The organism is Acinetobacter sp. AC1-2, assembly GCF_016124155.1.
Taxonomy (GTDB): domain Bacteria; phylum Pseudomonadota; class Gammaproteobacteria; order Pseudomonadales; family Moraxellaceae; genus Acinetobacter; species Acinetobacter calcoaceticus.
On record NZ_JABFFO010000003.1, the window covers coordinates 1 to 21,066 of the forward strand.

Genomic DNA, 21,066 nt, shown 5'->3' on the forward strand with positions numbered 1-21,066 from the left:
CCACCGCCAAAACGACCTCCGCCGCCGCCATAGCCTCCGCCTCCACCGCCGAAGCCACCCCCACGCCCTCCTCCGCCTGCACCACTCAGGATAACCTGTAAAATAAGCTGGGCAATTGAGGTAATGAGTAAAAAGAAGATTCCAAAACCAAGTAATAAGCTAGTGACTAAGCCAGCACCATTTACAAAACCTGCTACCGCAGCAGCAACACCAGCAGTAGATGCGCTAAGAGGTCGTCCTACAATAAATGACCCTACAATTCCGGCAACAAGAATAAATAGAGCCATTGTGAGGGTTGTTTGTTTGGCTTGTTGCTCTTCTGCGGCTTGGTGTTGTCGTTCTTTTAAATCTTGAGCAGCTTGCTGAGCGACTTCGGGATCAAGATTAAGAATTCTTCCGATTTCATCAACGCCTGCATTTAAACCTTGCGCATATTGGGCTTGTTTAAAATAGGGTGTGATTTGGTTTCTAATAATTCGACTCGAGACAATATCTGGTAATACGCCCTCTAAGCCATATCCGGTTAAAATTTGTATACGGCGGTCATTTACCGCAACCGCAATAAGCAATCCATTATCGCGCTTCGCTGAACCAAGTTGCCATTTTTCACCTACGCGCAATGCATAATCAAAAATATCTTCTTGCCCAGTAGTTGGAACAACAACAATACCGATTTGTGCTTTGCCTTGTTGATATAAACTTAGAATTTTTTGGTCGAGCTGCTGCTTCTCTGCCTCGCTTAATATATTTGCTTGATCAATAACAGGCTGATTTAAGGTTGGCAAACCACGAATCGATTCACCATCTGCCATATCGTTGGCGACTTGAGCTTGGGGAGCTACGCCAGAAGCAGACTGTTCACTTTTAGAAGCGGAAGCTTGAGCCTGCTGCTTCTGAATAATTTTACCCGCTACAATGGTGTCAGTTTCATCAGTAGCAGTTGCAATATTAGTCTCACTCCATGCTGCATTCTGAAAAAGAACACCGCAACAGAGCAAAATTAAGGTAATAACAAATACCTTAATTTGCTTAAGCTGAAGCAATATATTATTTCTCATGCAGCACTCCTTTGATTCTTAAAATTAATCAAAAGAAACTTTTGGTGCCTGCTGTGCAGATGCTTCTGCAGAGAAATTGGCTTTTGGATGCATACCAATTACTTTTGCAGTCACTGCTTGCGGGAACTGGCGTACATATCCGTTGTAGTCTTGCACTGTTGTAATATAACGATTACGAGCTACAGCAATACGGTTTTCTGTTCCTTCAAGTTGAACTTGCAGTTCTTGGAATTGGGTATTGGCTTTTAAATCTGGATAGTTTTCAGAAACAGCAATCAGACGAGATAAAGCCCCTGTTAATTGACTTTGAGCTTGTTGGTATTTTTCAAGTAAAGCCGGATCTTCTAGAACTTCTTTATCAACCTTCAAACCAGCAACATTCGAACGTGCCTGTGTAACCTCGGTTAATACTTGTTCTTCATGTTTAGCATAACCTTTTACAACATTTACAAGGTTTGGTACTAAATCTGATCGACGTTGGTACTGGTTTTGAACTTCAGACCAAGCTGCCGTTACGGCTTCATCTTTTACTTGTAAAGTGTTATAGCCACACCCTGAAAACAATAAGGTACTGGCAAGTGTCGTCGCGATCGCGAGTTGTTTCAATGTTTTCATCGTCACATTATCCTCAAGTTTTTCTTTATATTTTTAACCTCTTTCCTAGATTGTATGATGATTTTGGCATTATTGTGTTGCTTTTATTTTATTGATTTAAAAACCGGATTTTTCAATCCGGTTATTTATTAACTTAATAGTTGGTCTTTTTCTTGTTGAAAACTTGCCATTCGATATTCATCTGCTAAAGAACTTTTCCAGTAATCGACCATATGGCCATAATCCTTTTGACTAGGATGGAAATCTTTTTTGTAATATGCGAAATATTCGGGCATGAGCTGAACAAGCATTTTAACCAGCAAATATAAACCAAATAAATTACCTCCAATTTTAGGTAAGCTATTCCATTTATCTTGCCAAAATAAGCGGGTTGTTCCATAAAAAGCGATACTGGCAAATCCTGTTGTGACACTACGCATGAGTAAGCGACGAATACGATCATCCCCATACACATGCTGATAGACATCGAACGCCACTGAACGGTGCTCAATTTCTTCAATCGCATGCCATACCCAAAGTTTTAGTGCATCTTGATCTAACGTTTTTAATAACTCTGGGTGCTGTAAAACATATCCTCCAAGTAGAGCAGTAAAATGCTCAAAAGCACAGGTAAGGGCCAATTGCAGTTTAGGAGGAATCGTTCTTAAATATTTATCACGCTGATTTAGCCAGTTTTGAAAGCTGTCCAGATTGTAATCATCACGCCGCCAAGCTTCATTAAACTCACCATGTGCTTTAGAATGCATTGCTTCTTGCCCAATAAAAGCGGCGATTTGAGCCTGTAATTGTGGATCGGAAACCTTATCACGTACATTGCGCACGCTATTTACAAAAAACTGCTCTCCTACAGGAAACGTTGAAGATAGTGCAGTTAAAAAGTGAGACATAAGAGGAGAATTCGCAAAATAGTGCCGCTTGATCGCCTTAGGATTAAATTCAAGGCGACGCACAGTAATACCCAACGCTTTTCGACGATTTAAATATGATTTTTCTGCCGTCATACCTGCGATGTTCATATTCAACACCTATTGTATTGAAGAAGGAAGCTTTGAGTATGTCGTGATGGTTAAAGGCTAAAAAGGGCAAAAAAGCTTATTATATTTGCCAAAAACATCAAAGTGACTAGCGGTAAAAATAAAGCCTGCATCAAGCAGGCTTTATTAAAAACTTTAAAAATAATTTTTTAGATTAAACACCGAGGTAGTCTAGAATGCCTTCAGCAGCTTGGCGGCCTTCCCAGATTGCAGTCACGACAAGGTCTGAACCACGGACCATATCGCCACCAGCAAAGATTTTCGGGTTCGATGTCTGGAATTTGAACTCTTGCTTTTCAGCTGCCACAACACGGCCTGAACCATCAAGATTAATATTCGCGTTACCAAACCAGTCAGCTGGGCTTGGGCGGAAACCGAATGCAAGTAAAACCGCATCAGCTGGTAATACTTCTTCAGAACCTGGAACTGGTTCAGGGCTACGACGGCCACGACTATCTGGTTCACCCATTTGAGTCGTCACCACTTTAACGCCTGTCACTTTGCCATTTTCGCCTACGATTTCGATCGGTTGACGATTGAACAAGAATTTCACACCTTCTTCATAGGCATTTTTTACTTCACGCGCAGATCCTGGCATGTTGCTTTCATCACGACGGTATGCACACGTTACATCATGAGCGCCTTGACGTAATGAAGTACGGTTACAGTCCATCGCAGTGTCGCCACCACCAAGTACAATCACTTTTTTACCATCTAAGCTAATGTACTCGCTTGGGTCTTTTTCCCAACCTTGGCAACGATTTACGTTAGAGATCAAGAAATCAAGTGCATCATAAACACCTGCAAGATCTTCACCTGGGAAGCCACCCTTCATGTAGGTATAAGTTCCCATACCCATGAATACAGCATCATATTCTTCAAGTAATTCATCAATGGTGACATCTGTACCAATTTCAGTATTTAAGCGGAATTCGATGCCCATACCTGTGAAAATTTCACGACGGCGTTTCATTACATCTTTTTCCATTTTAAATTCTGGAATACCGAATGTAAGTAAGCCACCAATTTCAGGGCGCTTGTCGAATACAACAGGCTTAACACCACCACGAGCTAAAATATCCGCGCAACCTAGACCTGCTGGACCGGCACCAATGATTGCAACTTTTTTGTCAGTCCATTTCACGCCTGACATATCTGGACGCCAGCCTAAAGCGAAGGCTGTGTCGTTAATATATTTTTCAGCATTACCAATAGTCACTGCACCAAAACCATCATTTAAGGTACAAGCACCTTCACATAAACGGTCTTGTGGACATACGCGACCACATACCTCAGGTAATGTGTTGGTTTGATGGCAAAGCTCAGCAGCTTGGAAAATTTGGCCTTCAGCGATGAGTTTTAACCAGTTTGGAATGTAGTTATGTACAGGACATTTCCATTCGCAATATGGGTTACCACAACCTAAACAACGGTGAGTCTGATTAGCAACAGTTTCCGATGTAAAAGGTTTATAAATTTCCACAAATTCTGCTTTGCGGACAGTAATATCTTTTTTCTCTGGATCTTGGCGTGCTACATCCAGAAATTGAAAGTCATTATTTAGGCGTTCTGCCATGTCTCTCTCCGTGGGTAGGCGCGGATTTCACTGTTGCCCGCACCTGCCTATGTCGTTGCAGTCGTGGAATTATTGTGGATCAGCTTGTGTTGTTTTCAAAAGCGTTTGCAAATTAGCAGCCTTTGGTTTCACAAGCCAGAATTTACGGCTGTAGAAATCGAACTCATTGCGGATTTTATAAGCCCAAGCACTACCTGTTTCTTTGATATGCTCATCGATAATACGCAACAAGAACTCTTTATGATCTTCCATAGATTCTGTTGAAATACGATTTAAATCAATCAATTCGTGGTTGTAGTAATCTACAAAGTCATTATCAAGGTCAAGTACATAAGCAAAACCACCAGTCATGCCTGCACCAAAGTTATGACCTACTTTACCAAGTACAGTCACAACACCACCTGTCATATATTCACAGCAGTGATCACCAGCGCCTTCAATTACTGCAAATGCACCAGAGTTACGAACCGCAAAACGCTCACCCGCTGTACCCGCTGCAAAAAGCTTACCGCCAGTTGCACCATACAAACAGGTATTACCAATAATTGCTGTGTTCTGTGTTTGGAAAGGCGAACCTTGTGGTGGGAAAATTGAGATACGACCACCTGCCATACCTTTACCCACATAGTCGTTTGCATCACCTTCAAGACGGATGTGTAAACCACCAGCGTTCCATACACCAAGCGACTGACCAGCAGTACCAGTTAAGTTCATTACAACAGGATGCACTTCCATGCCTAAGTTGCCGTAGCGACGAGCAATTTCACCTGACACACGAGCACCAATCGAACGGTCACAGTTCACAACTTTGAAGTTGAACTGACCGCCTGCACTTGATTCAATTGCAGGAAGCATTTCTTCAACCATTTTCTCAGCCAATACACCTTTATCAAATGGTGCATTACCTTGTACTTCACAGTACTGTGCTTTACCGTCAGCAGATGGATGAGACGTTAACAATGCACTTAAATCAAGGTGAGCATGCTTTTCAGTTTCACCCGGTAATACTTCAAGTAAATCAACACGACCAATTAAGTCTTTCAATGAAGAAACACCTAGAGCTGCTAACCATTCACGAGTCTCTTCCGCAATAAAGTGGAAGAAATTGATGAGCATTTCTGGCTCGCCAATATAGTGCTCTTGACGTAAGTGGTCTTGTTGAGTTGCAACACCGGTTGCACAGTTGTTCAAGTGACAAATACGTAAATATTTACAACCTAAAGCAATCATTGGTGTTGAACCGAAACCAAAGCTCTCAGCGCCTAAAATTGCTGCCTTGATGACATCAAGACCAGTTTTTAAACCACCATCAGTTTGTACACGTACTTTGCCACGTAAGTCATTCACGCGAAGTGCTTGATGCGCCTCGCTGAGACCTAATTCCCATGGAGAACCCGCATGGTGAATTGATGAAAGTGGAGATGCTGCTGTACCACCGTCATAACCAGAAATGGTAATGAAGTCTGCATATGCCTTAGCAACACCAGCGGCAATTGTTCCCACACCCGGTTCAGATACCAGTTTTACTGACACCATTGCTTTCGGGTTAACTTGTTTCAAGTCAAAAATTAACTGAGACAAATCTTCAATTGAGTAAATATCGTGATGTGGTGGAGGTGAAATCAGCGTTACACCCGGTACAGAGTAACGTAAACGTGCAATTAAGCCATTTACTTTACCGCCCGGTAACTGACCGCCTTCACCTGGTTTGGCACCTTGAGCAACTTTAATTTGCAATACTTCAGCAGAAGTTAGGTACGCAGGTGTTACACCAAAACGACCAGATGCGATCTGTTTGATTTTCGAGTTACGAATTGTGCCGTAGCGAACAGGATCTTCACCACCCTCACCAGAGTTTGAACGACCACCAATTGTATTCATCGCGATTGCAATTGCTTCATGTGCTTCTGGAGAAAGAGCACCTAAAGACATACCTGCCGAGTCAAAACGAGGCAAGATATCTGCAACTGACTCTACTTGGTCAACTGGAATCGAATTCGTTGTTTTTAACTTGAATAAGTCACGAATGGTTGCAACCGGACGGTTATTCACCAGCTCAGCATATACTTTAAAGTCTTCATACTTGCCAGAGCGAACAGCCGTATGTAATGAGTTAATCACGTCTGGGTTGAACGCGTGGTACTCTTTATCAAATACGAATTTAAGTAAACCACCCTGATCTATCGGTTTACGATTTGACCAAGCTGTAGCAGCTAATTTTTTCTGATCTTTTTCAAGGTCAGCAAATGTTGCGCCCTGAATACGACTTGGAACACCTAAGAAACATTGATCTACTACTTCAGATGACAAACCAACTGCTTCAAAAAGCTGACCGCCACGATACGACGCAACTGTAGAGATACCCATTTTTGAAAGAACTTTTAATAGGCCTTTCTCAATCCCTTTACGGAAGTTCGCTTGCGCATGGATTGGATCACCTAAAAGCTCACCTTTAGCAATCAAATCATTGATCACATCATATGCAAGGTATGGGTAAACTGCGGTTGCACCGAAACCAAGTAATACCGCAAATTGGTGCGGATCACGTGCAAAACCAGTTTCAACCATGATGTTTGCATCAGTACGTAAACCAGTTTTAATGAGGTAATGGTGTACCGCACCTGTTGCAAGTGCTGCATTTGCAGGTAAGAAACCTTGGCGAATATTTTTATCAGTTAAAACAATTAAAGTTTTACCATCACGAACCGCTTGTGCCGCTTCTTCACAAATACGTGTAATCGCAGCTTGCAAACCTTCTTCTTCAGCATAGTTCAAATTGATGTCAACAGACTCATAGCCTGCACGATCAATACTACGGATTTGCTGCATTTTTGAGTTAGACAGAACAGGGCTCGAAATAATGATTCGATCTGCGTGCTCTGGACCTTGCTCAAATACATTTTGCTCACGACCTAAACACGTCTCAAGGGACATTACAATCGATTCACGTAATGGATCGATTGGAGGGTTAGTCACCTGTGCAAATTGTTGACGGAAATAATCAGTCACATGACGTACTTGACGAGACAATACAGCCATTGGCGTATCATCACCCATAGAACCTACAGCTTCCTGACCACTTTCAGCAATTGGACGCAATAACTGGTCACGCTCTTCAAATGTCACCATAAACATTTTTTGAGCTGCTTTTAAAGCATCGCCAGTTAAACCTTGATCAACTAATTGTTCTTCAAGTTCAGGATTAGCCTTTAAGCGAATTGCATGATCACGCAACCATTCACGGTACGGACGCATGTTTTTAAGATGAGTGTTTACATCTTTAGTATCAAGCACTTTACCTGTTAAGGTATCAACTACCAAAATTTGGCCTGGTCCAACACGACCTTTAGAAACCACATCTTCAGGTTCATAGCCCCAAACACCAATTTCTGACGCTAAGGTAATGTAATCATTTTTAGTAATTACCCAACGTGCTGGACGTAAACCATTACGGTCAAGCATACAGATGGCATGACGACCATCTTGAATTACCAAGCCCGCAGGACCATCCCAAGCTTCCATGTGCTTAGAGTTGAACTCATAGAATGCGCGTAAGTCCGCATCTAAAGTTTCTACGTTTTGCCAAGCTGGTGGTACGAGCATACGTAACGCACGGAATAAATCCATACCGCCGCCGACCAAGATCTCAAGCATATTATCTAAGCTTGATGAGTCTGAACCAGTACGGTTCACCATCGGGTTAAGTTCAGTTAAGCCCGGCAACAATGGATTTTCAAATTTAGGAGTACGTGCTAATGACCAGTTACGGTTTGCTGTAATGGTGTTAATTTCACCATTATGAGCAAGATAACGGAAAGGCTGAGCCAACGGCCAACGTGGTAAAGTGTTGGTCGAAAAACGTTGATGGAACACGACGATATGTGATTTTAAACGTTCGTCTGCCAAGTCTGTATAGAACTCAGCAATCGCAGCAGGCATCATTAAGCCTTTATAAGTGATCACTGTCGAACAAAGCGTAGTCACATAGAATAACGGATCTTTTTGTAATTGTTGTTCCGCACGGCGACGCGCCAAAAATAGCTTACGGTTGAACTCAACTTCGGTTACACCCATTGGACAGTTCACAATGACCTGTTCAAAAGCAGGTAAAGATTGAAGTGCAATTTCACCTAGAGCATCGTTATTTGTAGGCACAACGCGCCAAGCCAGTACGCGTAAGCCTTCTGCTTCAATTTCTTTATTTAAAATATTTTTAGAATGTTGCGCTAATGCCGGATCAATATTTAGAAATACCGTACCCACAGCAAAAACTTCACTCAGTGTAATATCACTCAGCTTTTTTGCTTCATCACGAAAAAATTGCTTTGGCATCGCCAATAATAAGCCGCACCCATCTCCCGTCTTGCCATCTGCGGCAATACCACCACGGTGCGTCATGCAACTTAAACTGTGAATCGCGGTTTCTACAAGATGATGACTTGATTCACCCTTCATATGGGCAATCAGTCCAAAACCACAGTTATCCTTAAACTCATCAGGTTGATATAAACCTTGAGCGGGAGCTACAGTATTAGGCGATGGCATGTGCATAGCGTACCCTTCTTTCAATAAGGCTCTTTCGAGCGTCAAACAAACAACTTATTTCTGCGATATTGCCTACGGACGATAGTTAGCTCAATGTTTCGCAAAAAAAAATTTTGGGCTGATAAGCCAATATACGCTGTTCCATAAATGCGTACACTGGTTTTTGCTAGAAAAATGTTTTGACTTATTTCGCACTCTTTTAAAGCAGTTCGACCCCACGACTCTGCATAGACTTCACTCTTTAGAGCGCCAAAATAGTTAGCAGTACATTAATAAGCACAAGAATAAAGCAAAAAATATGCCAATATAGTTTTTACAACTTAAGTGTTTATATTTATTAAAAATAGATCAGTTTTATTCAGGCTATCATTTTAATAAATGACCAAATATGCACCACACTTGGTCAAAGAGCATATGTATTTCTTATTATTGCACTATATTTGTGCAAATTATTCTTACCATTAGTTTCCTCTTGTGCCCTCATTTGTTGCACTTTTTGGAGGAGCTTCAGTTACACGATTTTGTTGAGTCTTTTTAGCAGTATCAACAGCAGAATTAGACTGGTGTACATCTACAACATTTCCCTCTGCATCTCGACGAATAATAGTTGTCCGAGTTGTAGAGTTTGTTGCTGGAGCAGCCACTTTAGGTTGCGTATTTATAGCCCCATTTACACCTGTGCCCATAAGCAAAGACTCATCAATTTTAGGCAACGCAGCTGGGCGCAACCGCACTTCATAAGTTTGGCTAATCCCACCTTTCATTTCATCCGCACCCAAATCATTGACTAGTGGCACATAAGTTGAAAATTGTTGAGGTTGCGGCTTAATTGATTCAGGCAAATTAAGATTCAGTTGTGTTAACTGCTGAATTGCATCTTCAGAACGTTTAATTACGCCATATGTCAAAACATATTGTTCAGATTGCTTTTCTCCACTTAATCGAAAGTAGATAAATTTATTTCGGTCTGAACGATTCTTTAAAAAGTTTTTAATAATATCTTCGTCAGATGCACGGAACAGCTCAAGCGTCCATTGTTTCTTGTTTTCGTTAATAAACTTTGTACCGCGGAACTCTGCCTCATGTTGACCAGATACAACAGTCCGAGTCGTTAAATCAAGAGGCCTAACTTCATCAGCTAAAGCCCCCAAGTTAGCCGTTGTTGCCACTTTTTCTGGCTGAATTTGCACTGGTGTGTCTGAATCGGCTGCTTTTTCAACTTCGACAAGCTTCTTACTATCAGTCATTACCCAGAAAATAAAAGCCAGAAACAAGCAGACGATACCACCCACCAACCAGATATATTGTTGAACATTCTGCCAAAGTGTACGTGATACAGTCATGTGTTACCTTAATTTATTATCCGTGTTGATTTGCCAAAATAGCTTGTTTCATGAGTTCAACATCAAAGTCTTTAGTAATTACCGCTTGTCCAAGTTGCTTTAACAACACTAAACGTAATTGACCATTGAGGACTTTTTTATCATGTGCCATATATCCAAGGAATTCATCCAATGGAATTTTTGGACATGATATCGGCAAATTGGCGCGTTGAATAATTTTTTTTGTACGCTCTACATCATCGCTTGAAATCCAGCCTAAACGCTGTGATAAATCAGCTGCCATTACCATGCCGGTAGCAACTGCTTCTCCGTGTAACCAAGTACCATAACCAAGGTAAGATTCTATAGCATGACCAAACGTATGACCTAGGTTGAGTAAAGCTCTCTCGCCTTGCTCTTTTTCATCGTTTGCAACAATACGGGCTTTATGGGCACATGAACGATAAACAGCTTCAGCTAAAAGATTGGCATCTCGACCAACCAAGCCATCCATATTTTGTTCTAACCAAACTAGAAAATCGGCATCACCTAACAAGGCATACTTAATGACTTCTGACAATCCAGCAGACAACTCTCGATCTGGTAAAGTGTTGAGTTGAGCCATATCAGCTAAAACAACTTGAGGCTGCTGAAATGCACCAAGCATGTTCTTACCCAGTGGATGATTAATGCCAGTTTTACCACCTACACTTGAATCTACCTGTGAAAGAAGTGTGGTCGGAACCTGAACAAAATATACACCACGCTGGAAACATGCTGAGGCGAAGCCAGCCATATCACCAATAACACCACCGCCTAAAGCTAAAACTGTACAGTCTCGGTTAAACCCAGCTTCGAGTAATGCATCAAAAATTAAATTTAAATGTTGAATATCTTTATATTTTTCACCATCAGGCAAAATACAAGTAGCTATAGTTTTACCCAAACTTTTTAACGCTTCTTGATAATGAGACAAATATAAAGGAGCGACCGTTTCGTTACTTACGATCATGACCTGTTGACCATGAATATAAGGCTCAAGCAACTGTTTAGGATCAAGTTGACTGCCAATAAAAATAGGGTAACGGCGTTCGCCTAATTCAACATGTAAAGTTTGCATGAGTTTATAAAACCACGAGTAAGTTTGGCTATATTAGCGTGTTAGACAAAATAAGTTGCAAAATCTTTTGAGCAAGATCACGAGCAGCGCCCTGATTAGTTTCAATCGTATAATGAGCAACTTCACGATATAAAGGATCACGTGTTTTTAACAAATCACGCAATTTTTGTTCAGGGTTTTCGACTTGTAATAGAGGTCTGTTTTTATCGCGATACGTTCGTTGTAATTGAAGTTCCACAGGAGTGTAAAGATAAACAACAATACCGCGCTGCTTTAGAAACTCACGATTTGGCGCTTGAGTGATGGCACCGCCCCCAGTTGCTAATACCAAGGCATTACGGGAAGTCAACTCATTCAAAACAATGGTTTCACGAGTACGAAATCCAATTTCCCCTTCTTTTTCGAAAATCCAAGGAATAGTAGCACCCGTTTTGCGCTCAATTTCATGATCACTATCTAAAAATTCACGCCCCAATAGTTCGGCTAAATGACGTCCAACGGTTGTTTTTCCTGCCCCCATGGGCCCTACCAAATAAATATTTGGCAGGGTTTCAAACGCTTTGCTTGGCAAGGCGCCACCTATTTCAATTGCTTTCATTGAAAAATATATTAATGATTTCTCACCAAAGTGTCATTAACAATTCGTGGCGTAACGAAAATCAGTAACTCTTGTTTATCATCAGATTTCACATCTTTTCTAAATAAACGGCCAACTACAGGGAGGTCTCCCAAGAAAGGAACTTTGGTTTGTGAATTAGAAGTTGCCTGTTCAAATACTCCACCTAAAATAACGGTTTCCCCATTATTTACCAATACATTGGTATTAATCTGATTTTTATTCAAAATTAACTCACCATTCGGAGCACTATCGGCAACCGAGTCTTTTGAAATATCCAATTTCATTTGAATTTTACCGTCAGGTGTAATACTTGGCGTAACATCCAAACTTAAAAGTGCATCTTTAAAAGAAGTTGTGGCAGTTGAACCAGAAGCAGAATTAGTTGTAGTTTGATATGGAACTTGCTGACCTGTTGCCACTCTAGCTCGTTGTTTATCAGCAGTCATGACTTTTGGTGTTGAAATAACCTCACCATAGCCATCTGCCTGCAATGCTGATAACTCTAAATCCAACATAAAATCAGACATACTAATTAAGCTAAAAGCTATGCTACTGGCTCCAGCTGAGGTAACACCCAAATCAACGTTTAAATTATCTGGCCGTTCAATCGTGTATTTACCTTTGTCATCTGGTTCTCTTAAATTCCAAAGCGTCGTATCACTACCACCCACCAACAAACTGTTATTACTGTTCACACCTTGCGATAATATTCCCCACTTAACGCCAAGCTCCTTGGTAAATGAAGTAGATGCTCTTACAATTCGCGCCTCAACCATGACCTGTTTGACTTGCACATCCAACAAATCAATCATTTTACGAATTTGATCAATCGACTGTGCTGTATCATTAATAATTAAGGTATTGGTTCGATCATCTTGAGTAATTGTTCCACGTGGACTCAACAAACTCCCAACATTATTTCCTAAACTATCAACACCCGTATTTAAGTTAGTAGAAGTTGATGTTCCGCCAGCAGAAGTCCGTTGTAAACCATTACTATTATTTGAGCCTTGAGTAATTAAACCCATAATATCCTGAGCTTGCGCATATTTAAGTTGAATATACTCAGTTTGTAAGGGTGCAAGTTTGACACTTTGAGCAACAGCCTTAGCTTCCTCCTCTTCAGCCTTAATCAACTCTGCAACAGGCGCAATCCAAATAACGTTACCATTTCTGCGTTTATCCAGATTTTTAGTTTTTAAAATAATATCAAGTGCCTGATCCCACGGAACATCTTTCAAGCGCAAAGTAATATTACCCTGAACACTATCGGCGGCCACCATATTAATGCCCGTAAAATCGGCAAGTAACTGTAGAACCCTACGAACTTCAATATCTTGGAAATCAAGAGAAAGCTTATTACCAGAGTAATTAGGCGTCTTATATAAAGAAGTTACGTTTTTGTCCTGCGGGCGCTTTAAGCTAATGGTGAGTTTATTTTCTGCCTGATAAGCCATATATTCATAGCTACCAGTAGATTGGATCGTAATAACGCCATTGCCTTTTTCATTATAAGATTCGATGGTAGAAACAGGGGTCGCAAAATTGTTCACATTTAAACGTTTAGCTAAATGGGCGGGAATTTTAGAGCCTAGTGTTCTCACTACAACTTTACTGCCTTGTTGTTGCACATCAACAGGGGTATTACTTCCCAATAAATCAATAACAATTAACCCTTCACCTTGACTACCACGCTGAAAACCAACATTTGAAACACCCTGGGGTTGGATCGTATTTGTTGATAAAGGTTTAATAGCCGCTTGAGCTGAATTAATCTTTAAAATAAAAGTATTGCCTTCTATGCGCGTTGTAAATGCACCCGCCTCTTTTAAATTTACAGTTAAACGTGAGCGCTGATCGTCAGAACTTACATCGACCGAGCTCGCTTCATTGGTACCAATCGCCACTTTTGACTGTGTTAAAGTCTGCTGAGCTTTATTAAAATCCAAAATCAAACGTGAAGGATTTTCAAGTTGATATGCCTGTGGTTGCGGCGGCAAACCATTAAACATAACTCTAATTTCTGTACCCTGACCTGCAATTTGTGTCGGTACAATATTGGTCATGCTGACCTGTGCAGATGCAACCTGCATAACTGCAATGGCTACAGCCCCCATAGAAAACTGACGGAATACGTGATTCATTGTCTGACCATCCCCAATTAAATAATCTTTAAAAATACTTTTTCTTTGTTATTCCCTAAATTTTAGGGTGCGGGTCCAATTAACACTAAGGTTCTTGGTCTCTCCACATAGCCTTCGCGCCCATCGGGGACAATTTCTACCAGATCAATCTGGGTTGGACCAATATGGGTAATACGCCCTTGATTCATCCCGATATAGTTCCCCACCTGCACTCGCTCAATTTGCTGATCAGGTGATTGGATAAGAGCGAGTACTTGCCCACGGTTATTACGTATGCTTCCTTTCATATTTAAGGATTCTAATGCATAACTTTCTAGAGGTTGAGGTGCACGTGAGAAATTCGGATATACCCGTTTTCCTGCCATAATTTTGAGCTCAGCAGCAAGTGAGCTTGGTAAAAATGGACTCTTTAGTTGATGAGCCGCATAATTAAACTGTGGCACAGGTGTGAAAACCGGTGCTGGATCTATCCGCTGTGGTGGCTGGTTACGTATATCTGCCATTTGCTGATTTACAGCGTCAATTCTCGAGTCACATCCGACTAAAACTAAACATGCCAAAATAGAAAAAGAAATTTGCTTAAGTTTCATTGTAATGCTCCTATTTCGACTGTGTATTAGCAGTAGAGGAAACAGGTGCTACTGAAGCCGAATCGTTGTTTTCCGGATCTTCAGCATTTTCTGCGGCGCCCATATAGCGATAAGTTTTTGCTTTAATAGAATAATTAAGTACAGGAATATCTGACTTACTATCTTTAACAGGTGCAGCCTCTACAACAAAGTCATGCATTGTCACAATACGTGGTAATGCCGCAATACTACTGACAAAAGCACCAAAAGCGTGATAATCGCCGGTTGCTTCCATCGTAATAGGCTGTTCAATAAAAATTTCCTGCTTCACTTCATCTTCTAAACGGATATTTTTAAACTTCAGGCCAGAATTCACCCCAGTTAAATTAATATCTTCAACCAAACTTGGAATTTCGGTTTCTTTTGGCAGTTGCTCTAACTGCTGATTAAAGTTTGCTTGCATCTCTTGAAGTTGAAGCTGATATTGCTGCAAGTTACGCAATTTTGAATCTTTTTCTCGAAATTCATTCAACAAATTACTTTCTTGTGCCTGTGCATTATCAATTGCTTGTAGCTTTGGCTGAATAACAACAAAATATCCCAAAGCTAACACAGCAAAGAAAATAAAAATCCAGCAAGTAATTTTCACAGATAATGGCCAGCTACCATAGCTGTTCATATCTAGTGTGTTAAATTGCTGAAGAAATTTTTCTAAAGTGATCTTTTTTTTCTTAGATGGAGCTTGCTCTAACGACAACTCATGAAGTTCATCCGGACTCATTTAACCGCCCCCTTATCCGTACTTACAGACGTATTGGCGGTATCATCTGTTGTAGTCACCCCCATTTCGCCCAAATCAACAGTCACAACAAAACTGCCATAGCTATCTTCCACTCGAGGAAGCAGCGAACTCGCAGTCTTATCTTTTTTCTCTTCAGTCGCTAAGAAAGAGTTCATAAAAGCGTTGCGATACCATGGTGATGCTTCGAGATTACGTAATAACTCCGCAACCGTATTTGGACTTTCCGCTTTACCTTCAATAGTAAATTTATCTCCAGTTCGACTAAATTTAGTCAAATACATCGCAGCAGGAGTAACACGTACCAATTCATCTACCAAACGCACGACAACAGGGCGCTGACTTTGCAATCCCTGAATAAGTTTCATACGCTCGATAATAGCGTCACGCTGTTCTTGCAGACCATTTAAGGTTTTAAGTTGTTGATCTAGACTCTGGTTTGTACTGGTGATGAGTTGATTAGCTTGTTCTTGATCATTTAATTTTTGATTCAAATAAAACCACCCAGAAAATACAGTGGTGATCCCCAGAACAACTACCCCAAAACAGAAAATAATAAATTGCTTTTTGCGCTGTTCCCTAAGCCCATCACGCCAAGGGAGTAAATTAATTGTTGCCATTAATCAAAACTCCTTAAAGCCAAGCCACATGCCACCATTAACGAAGAAGCATCATTTTCAATTTTTTGAACGTCGACTTGAGGAGAAAAACCCATTTGTAAAAATGGATTGGCAATAGTGACTCGGTAACCAAGCTTTTGCTGCAACAATTTGGCAAGCCCAGGAATATTGGCATTCCCACCTGCTAGTAAAATATGGTCAATTTCATTGAATTGTGATGAAGAGAAGAAAAATTGTAGAGATCTAGCTGCTTGCTGCACTACAGCATCAAGAAATGGCTCTAAGATTTCGATGTCATAATCATCTGGTAAAGAGCGCTCTTTTTTAGCCCGTCCCGCTTCCTCTAAAGACAAACCATAACGGCTTTGAATTTCCAAAGTCAGCTGTTTGCCACCAAAGACTTGTTCACGGGTATAAATGATTTTACCACTTTGCATAACCGATAATGTAGTCATGGTATGGCCGATATCTAAAATACCAATGGTATTTGCACCCATTGGCAAGCTATCAGCAAATACACTAAAAGCACGCTCGACAGCATAACTTTCTACATCAGCAAGCTTAGGAGTTAAGTCCACCAGTTCCAGTACTTCTACTCGTGTTTCAACATTTTCTGTTCTTGTTGCAACTAAAAGTACATTCACGCGGTTTGGATTAGGCAGTCGATCTGGTAAAACCTCAAAATCAAGGCTCACTTCATCCAAAGGGAACGGTATATACTGCTCCGCATCTAATCGAATCTGAACTTCTCGCTCATCATCATTCATATCTGCATCCATTTCGATGGTTTTATGAATAACCGTCGATGTTGGAACAGCAATTGCAGCGTTACTGGTTTGGGGATTTGCTAAATTCATCGCCCGTTCCAAAGCTTCCGCAACTGCCTCTGGATTCAAGATATTTTTTTCAACTACACTGTTCTCGGGTAAAGGCATCAAAGCATAGCTTTCTACCCAATATTTACCGTTCTTAACAGAGAGCTCTAACAACTTAACAGAAGTCGAACTAATATCGACACCCATTAACCCCTTATTCGGTTTACGATATAACCTGAGCACACTATTGTCCTATTATTTTTTTATCCCCAAAAAAAATTACAAACCAATAATCTAGGTCTTTATTTTTACACGGATACAATATCTCATCTAACAATCCGCATGTCTAAAGGCTATACTGACCACAATTAGTTTGTATTCGATCTTATTAAAGCTTACTTATCATGAAAAAGCTATCCAGTTTGGGCTTCGTGCGTCCAATTTTTTTGATCATTATTATTATCTTAGTCTCACTTCCGATGGGCTTTTATGGCATGTATCTCTATATCGCCCCATCGCTCCCAGAAATGAGTTCACTAAAAAAAGCTCCGCTTTTAAAACCACTACAGGTCTACACATCAGATAATCAACTGATTGCCGAGTATGGTGGTAAGCTGTCTATTCCGGTTGAATACAAACAAATTCCTCCTGCTTTTATTCATGCATTTTTAGCAGCAGAAGACTCTTCTTTCTTTGAACATAGCGGGATCAGTTTTAAGGGCTTAGGGCGTGCTTTAAGTGAAAGTGTGACTGGCTCTGATGTGCAAACTGGTGGTTCAACCATCACTATGCAGGTTGCAAAGAACTATTATTTAAGTCCAGAACGAACATTAAAACGCAAAATAACCGAGATCTTTTTGGCTCGAAAAATTGAGCAAAATTTATCCAAAGAAGAAATTCTCAGTCTCTATGTGAATAAAATCTTCTTAGGAAAAAATGCTTACGGTATCGCAGCAGCAGCCAAAATTTATTACAACAAAAGTATTAATGAACTCAGCATTGCTCAAATGGCAATGATCGCAGGTTTACCAAAAGCGCCTTCTAAATACAACCCTGTGGTTAATCCAGAGCGTGCACTTGAACGTCGTAACTGGATTTTAGGTCGTATGTTACAGCTGGGTTATATCTCTCAAGCAGAATACCAAAAAGCTGTGGCTGAACCGATCAACCTCAATATGCCCAATCGGGATTTAAATAATATTCACCCTTATGCAGGTGAAATGGTTCGTTCAGAACTCGTAAAACATTTTGGCGAACAAGCAATTGATTCTGGCTATAAAGTCTATACAACCATCAATGCTAAACGCCAAGCGATTGCAGAAAAATCTGTGCAAGATGGTCTTGAAGCTTATGACCGTCGTCATGGCTGGCGCGGTGCTGAAGCACACGACAAACCATTAAGTGAATTTAGAGCATATGCCAACACCTACCCCGCACAGGTTACCAAGGTAAATAGCAGCTCTTTTGAAGCATTAATGCAAGATGGTACAACAGTTACTGTACAGTGGTCAGGTATGTCATGGGCCCGTCCCTATCGCAATGCGAATAGTGTAGGTGGTGCTCCTTCCCGTGCATCCCAAATTGTTCAAGTTAAAGATATTATTCGCTTACGTCCAAATGAAGCAAAAACGGCATGGTCTTTAGTTCAGATTCCAAAAGTTCAAGGTCAACTCATTGCAATCAATCCTAACGACGGCTCAATTGAAGCAATTGTAGGTGGTTATAATTTCTATCAATCGAAATTTAACCGTGCTTTACAAGGCTGGCGCCAACCGGGTTCAACAATTAAACCTTTTGTCTATGCATTGGCACTAGAGCGCGGTATGACGCCGTACAGTATGGTGAATGATAGTCCTATCACGATTGGTAAGTGGACACCGAGAAACTCAGACGGTCGTTATTTAGGAATGATTCCATTACGCCGTGCGTTGTATTTATCTCGTAACACCGTATCTGTACGTCTTTTACAGACAGTCGGTATTGAACGTACTCGCCAGTTATTTATGGATTTTGGTTTACAAGAAGATCAAATTCCACGTAACTACACCATTGCCTTAGGTACTCCTCAAGTCTTACCAATTCAAATGGCAACGGGATATTCGACTTTTGCCAATGGCGGCTATCGCATTCAACCGCACTTTATTCAACGTATTGAAGATGCATACGGTAAAGTCATTTATGAAGCTAAACCTGAATATGCATGTATTCCATGTATTAACGCGCCTGACACAACTGATGACGAGCAAAAAACGACGACAACAGACGATGAAGTGATTGAAGTTACTAATAAAGATGTAGAGCAGAAAGAAAAGGCAGCTAAGCAACTTAATCTTAAACAGACTGATAAAGCGAACAGTGAATATCGTCAGGCACAGCGTATTTTAAAATCAAGTTCTGCTTATGACATGGCTAATATTTTACGAGACGTTATTGAACATGGTACAGGCCGTGCTGCGCTTAAAATTGGTCGTAATGACTTAGGCGGTAAAACAGGTACAACCAACGATGCAAAAGACGCATGGTTTGCTGGCTTCAATGGCAAGTTAGTTACTGTGACGTGGGTTGGATTTGACCAACCGACGACACTAGGTCGTCGTGAGTACGGTGGTATTGCTGCATTACCGATCTGGATCAACTTTATGGGTCAAGCATTGGAAGGTACACCATCAGCTTGGGTTCGCCTCGACAAAGATGCTCAAGCACCTATTTCACGTGACAAAACTCAAGCGGTAGTAGAAGTTAGCGACAAGAAAACTTATCGTGCGGCTCCACCATTGGCTCGTCCACTATATCGTCCAGCACCACCGCAACCGAAGCTCAACAATAACAATGACTTTGCCGATTTACCTGGCGAAGAAATTGTTATTCCATCAAAAGCTGCACCTCCGGCCATGAGACCTTCACAGGAACCTGCGCCTAAGCGAGAAAAAGATGAACTAGAAAATCTGATTAATCAGATTGAATAAATAATAAAAAAGCCATCGTTAGATGGCTTTTTTTACGCTTTAAAAATAGTCTATTAGCTAGCTTCTTTATTATGCTTCTGAAAGACATAAATTTGAAAAGAGGCCGTTACTTCTAATTGCGACTGCTGCTCTAACTGCAAACGACGTTCGGGAGAAGCTTTATAAGCATAAGGCGTCATAGCAATTAGATTTTTTAAGGCCTGCTGATCAAGCACAAAAGGGGCATCAATAATTTGCTCTTGCTTGAGCTCGAACAAATCTTGCAACTGCTCCACAAACTTTTCTGGCGTGTGAGGATTAACTTGTTCAAATAAAGCTTCACGCATTGCATATAAATGTTCAGAGGCAGGCGTGACAACAATTAAATAGCCATCATCTTTTAAAACACGTGCAATTTCTGCTTGTGGAATTGGGCTAAACAAACTGGTACATGCATCCATGCTTTGATCAAGCACAGGTAAAGTCGCACCAGTTCCCACAACCCAAGTCACCTCATTATTCAGCTTTGCTGCACGCTGTACCGCATTTTTTGCAATATCAACCCCAACACATTGCTCAACCACTTGCTGCATAGCACTTGTGTAATAGCCTTCACCACACCCAATATCAAGTACAGTTTTTACATCGAGTTGTTTCAATAAATCGACTACAGCATGTTGTAAGGGTTGGTAATAACCGCCTTGTAAAAAAGCTCGTCTCGCATCGACTGACTCTGGCGTATCTCCTGGATTTTTACTATGTTTATGTTGCACAACATGTAAATTAACATAACCTTGTTTAGCGACATCATAACTATGCCCTTGTCCACATCGCCAAGTTTTTTCATTTAAATCCAGAGATTGACGACACACAGGACACATTAAAATTTGCTTAGTCACTTTTAATTATTCTCTTGTTCTTTTTGTTGTAAATAAGTCTTTGCGTGCATTCCCACAAATGTACGCCCAGCATTTGTTCCGTTAATCCATTCGTCCACCTGAAATAAATCAAATAGACCAACCTTGACTAAAGTTGGAATTGCGATCTTTAATTCCTCTTCAATCTGTCCTCTTTGCCCTGCATTATATAATTCAATATTATGCAACATTGTAGCGACAGTTCCTGTTTGTACCTGACTTCCATCTTTAAGTACGACCTGAGGTAATACCTCACCCTCACCAACCACTTTTTGATTAATTACAGATAATTGGTCTAGACCAGCAACTTTTGTCATTCATCTCTCCAATAAAAAAAGCCAGTAGAACTGGCTTTATATTGACACTAA

The 21,066-nt window shown here is 40.8% G+C and carries 16 protein-coding genes; 1 reads left to right on the forward strand and 15 read right to left on the reverse strand.

Annotated elements, in window-relative coordinates:
• The 13 genes from HL290_RS11945 to HL290_RS12005 form a co-directional block, all read right to left on the reverse strand.
• Positions 1 to 1,058 (reverse strand): TPM domain-containing protein (locus HL290_RS11945; RefSeq protein WP_198496572.1); only part of this gene is annotated, 1,058 nt, incomplete at its 3' end.
• Between the two features lie 24 nt (positions 1,059 to 1,082).
• Entirely contained in the window at positions 1,083 to 1,673 is a 591-nt protein-coding gene (locus HL290_RS11950; protein ID WP_003653797.1) for a LemA family protein, read from the reverse strand.
• A 128-nt stretch (positions 1,674 to 1,801) separates the two neighbouring features.
• On the reverse strand, positions 1,802 to 2,689 hold the full coding sequence (locus HL290_RS11955; RefSeq protein WP_198496573.1) for a metal-dependent hydrolase: 888 nt from the start codon (positions 2,687 to 2,689) through the stop codon (positions 1,802 to 1,804).
• Between the two features lie 172 nt (positions 2,690 to 2,861).
• Positions 2,862 to 4,283 (reverse strand): FAD-dependent oxidoreductase, encoded by a 1,422-nt coding sequence (locus HL290_RS11960; RefSeq protein ID WP_198496574.1) that lies wholly within the window; start codon positions 4,281 to 4,283, stop codon positions 2,862 to 2,864.
• 69 nt (positions 4,284 to 4,352) lie between these two features.
• Positions 4,353 to 8,828: a glutamate synthase large subunit gene (gene gltB / locus HL290_RS11965; RefSeq protein ID WP_171058514.1), complete on the reverse strand. Its 4,476-nt coding sequence runs from the start codon at positions 8,826 to 8,828 to the stop codon at positions 4,353 to 4,355.
• A gap of 461 nt (positions 8,829 to 9,289) precedes the next feature.
• A complete protein-coding gene (locus tag HL290_RS11970; RefSeq protein ID WP_198496575.1) occupies positions 9,290 to 10,171 on the reverse strand; it encodes a hypothetical protein in 882 nt (293 codons plus the stop codon).
• 16 nt (positions 10,172 to 10,187) lie between these two features.
• Complete coding sequence (gene aroB, locus HL290_RS11975) at positions 10,188 to 11,270, reverse strand: 3-dehydroquinate synthase (RefSeq protein WP_003653806.1); 1,083 nt, start codon at positions 11,268 to 11,270, stop codon at positions 10,188 to 10,190.
• A 28-nt stretch (positions 11,271 to 11,298) separates the two neighbouring features.
• A complete protein-coding gene (aroK, locus tag HL290_RS11980) occupies positions 11,299 to 11,868 on the reverse strand; it encodes a shikimate kinase AroK (RefSeq protein ID WP_003653807.1) in 570 nt (189 codons plus the stop codon).
• Between the two features lie 11 nt (positions 11,869 to 11,879).
• Positions 11,880 to 14,033, reverse strand: a complete 2,154-nt coding sequence (pilQ, locus tag HL290_RS11985; RefSeq protein WP_198496576.1) for a type IV pilus secretin PilQ family protein — start codon at positions 14,031 to 14,033, stop codon at positions 11,880 to 11,882.
• A 62-nt stretch (positions 14,034 to 14,095) separates the two neighbouring features.
• A complete protein-coding gene (locus HL290_RS11990; protein ID WP_198496577.1) occupies positions 14,096 to 14,623 on the reverse strand; it encodes a pilus assembly protein PilP in 528 nt (175 codons plus the stop codon).
• A 10-nt stretch (positions 14,624 to 14,633) separates the two neighbouring features.
• The gene (locus HL290_RS11995; RefSeq protein ID WP_198496578.1) at positions 14,634 to 15,383 is read right to left on the reverse strand and encodes a type 4a pilus biogenesis protein PilO; all 750 of its coding nucleotides are present in this window, start codon (positions 15,381 to 15,383) and stop codon (positions 14,634 to 14,636) included.
• Positions 15,380 to 16,021 (reverse strand): PilN domain-containing protein, encoded by a 642-nt coding sequence (locus HL290_RS12000; RefSeq protein ID WP_017390950.1) that lies wholly within the window; start codon positions 16,019 to 16,021, stop codon positions 15,380 to 15,382. The genes HL290_RS11995 and HL290_RS12000 overlap by 4 nt, the downstream gene beginning before the upstream one ends.
• Positions 16,021 to 17,079 carry a pilus assembly protein PilM gene (locus tag HL290_RS12005; RefSeq protein ID WP_198496579.1) on the reverse strand — a complete coding sequence of 353 codons (1,059 nt, stop codon included), beginning with the start codon at positions 17,077 to 17,079 and terminating at the stop codon, positions 16,021 to 16,023. Before HL290_RS12005 ends, HL290_RS12000 begins: the two co-directional genes overlap by 1 nt.
• Positions 17,080 to 17,240: 161 nt before the next feature.
• Between HL290_RS12005 and ponA the strand changes: the two genes are divergently transcribed.
• Positions 17,241 to 19,802, forward strand: a complete 2,562-nt coding sequence (gene ponA, locus HL290_RS12010) for a penicillin-binding protein PBP1a (RefSeq protein WP_198496580.1) — start codon at positions 17,241 to 17,243, stop codon at positions 19,800 to 19,802.
• A gap of 53 nt (positions 19,803 to 19,855) precedes the next feature.
• Here ponA and HL290_RS12015 read toward each other — a convergent pair whose 3' ends face one another.
• Together HL290_RS12015 and HL290_RS12020 are read right to left on the reverse strand one after the other, a co-directional pair.
• Positions 19,856 to 20,680 carry a putative RNA methyltransferase gene (locus tag HL290_RS12015; RefSeq protein WP_198496581.1) on the reverse strand — a complete coding sequence of 275 codons (825 nt, stop codon included), beginning with the start codon at positions 20,678 to 20,680 and terminating at the stop codon, positions 19,856 to 19,858.
• Between the two features lie 2 nt (positions 20,681 to 20,682).
• Positions 20,683 to 21,015 carry a hypothetical protein gene (locus HL290_RS12020; protein WP_004639737.1) on the reverse strand — a complete coding sequence of 111 codons (333 nt, stop codon included), beginning with the start codon at positions 21,013 to 21,015 and terminating at the stop codon, positions 20,683 to 20,685.
• Positions 21,016 to 21,066: the final 51 nt, after the last annotated feature.

What these genes read in the sequence shown, in the direction of transcription:
- HL290_RS12000 (WP_017390950.1), bottom strand. Translation starts at nt 16,021, where the DNA reads ATGGCAACAATTAATTTACTCCCTTGGCGTGATGGGCTTAGGGAACAG.
- HL290_RS11995 (WP_198496578.1), bottom strand. Translation starts at nt 15,383, where the DNA reads ATGAGTCCGGATGAACTTCATGAGTTGTCGTTAGAGCAAGCTCCATCT.
- pilQ (WP_198496576.1), bottom strand. Translation starts at nt 14,033, where the DNA reads ATGAATCACGTATTCCGTCAGTTTTCTATGGGGGCTGTAGCCATTGCA.
- HL290_RS11970 (WP_198496575.1), bottom strand. Translation starts at nt 10,171, where the DNA reads ATGACTGTATCACGTACACTTTGGCAGAATGTTCAACAATATATCTGG.
- HL290_RS11950 (WP_003653797.1), bottom strand. Translation starts at nt 1,673, where the DNA reads ATGAAAACATTGAAACAACTCGCGATCGCGACGACACTTGCCAGTACC.
- HL290_RS12020 (WP_004639737.1), bottom strand. Translation starts at nt 21,015, where the DNA reads ATGACAAAAGTTGCTGGTCTAGACCAATTATCTGTAATTAATCAAAAA.
- ponA (WP_198496580.1), top strand. Translation starts at nt 17,241, where the DNA reads ATGAAAAAGCTATCCAGTTTGGGCTTCGTGCGTCCAATTTTTTTGATC.
- HL290_RS11960 (WP_198496574.1), bottom strand. Translation starts at nt 4,283, where the DNA reads ATGGCAGAACGCCTAAATAATGACTTTCAATTTCTGGATGTAGCACGC.
- HL290_RS11990 (WP_198496577.1), bottom strand. Translation starts at nt 14,623, where the DNA reads ATGAAACTTAAGCAAATTTCTTTTTCTATTTTGGCATGTTTAGTTTTA.
- aroK (WP_003653807.1), bottom strand. Translation starts at nt 11,868, where the DNA reads ATGAAAGCAATTGAAATAGGTGGCGCCTTGCCAAGCAAAGCGTTTGAA.
- aroB (WP_003653806.1), bottom strand. Translation starts at nt 11,270, where the DNA reads ATGCAAACTTTACATGTTGAATTAGGCGAACGCCGTTACCCTATTTTT.
- gltB (WP_171058514.1), bottom strand. Translation starts at nt 8,828, where the DNA reads ATGCCATCGCCTAATACTGTAGCTCCCGCTCAAGGTTTATATCAACCT.
- HL290_RS11955 (WP_198496573.1), bottom strand. Translation starts at nt 2,689, where the DNA reads ATGAACATCGCAGGTATGACGGCAGAAAAATCATATTTAAATCGTCGA.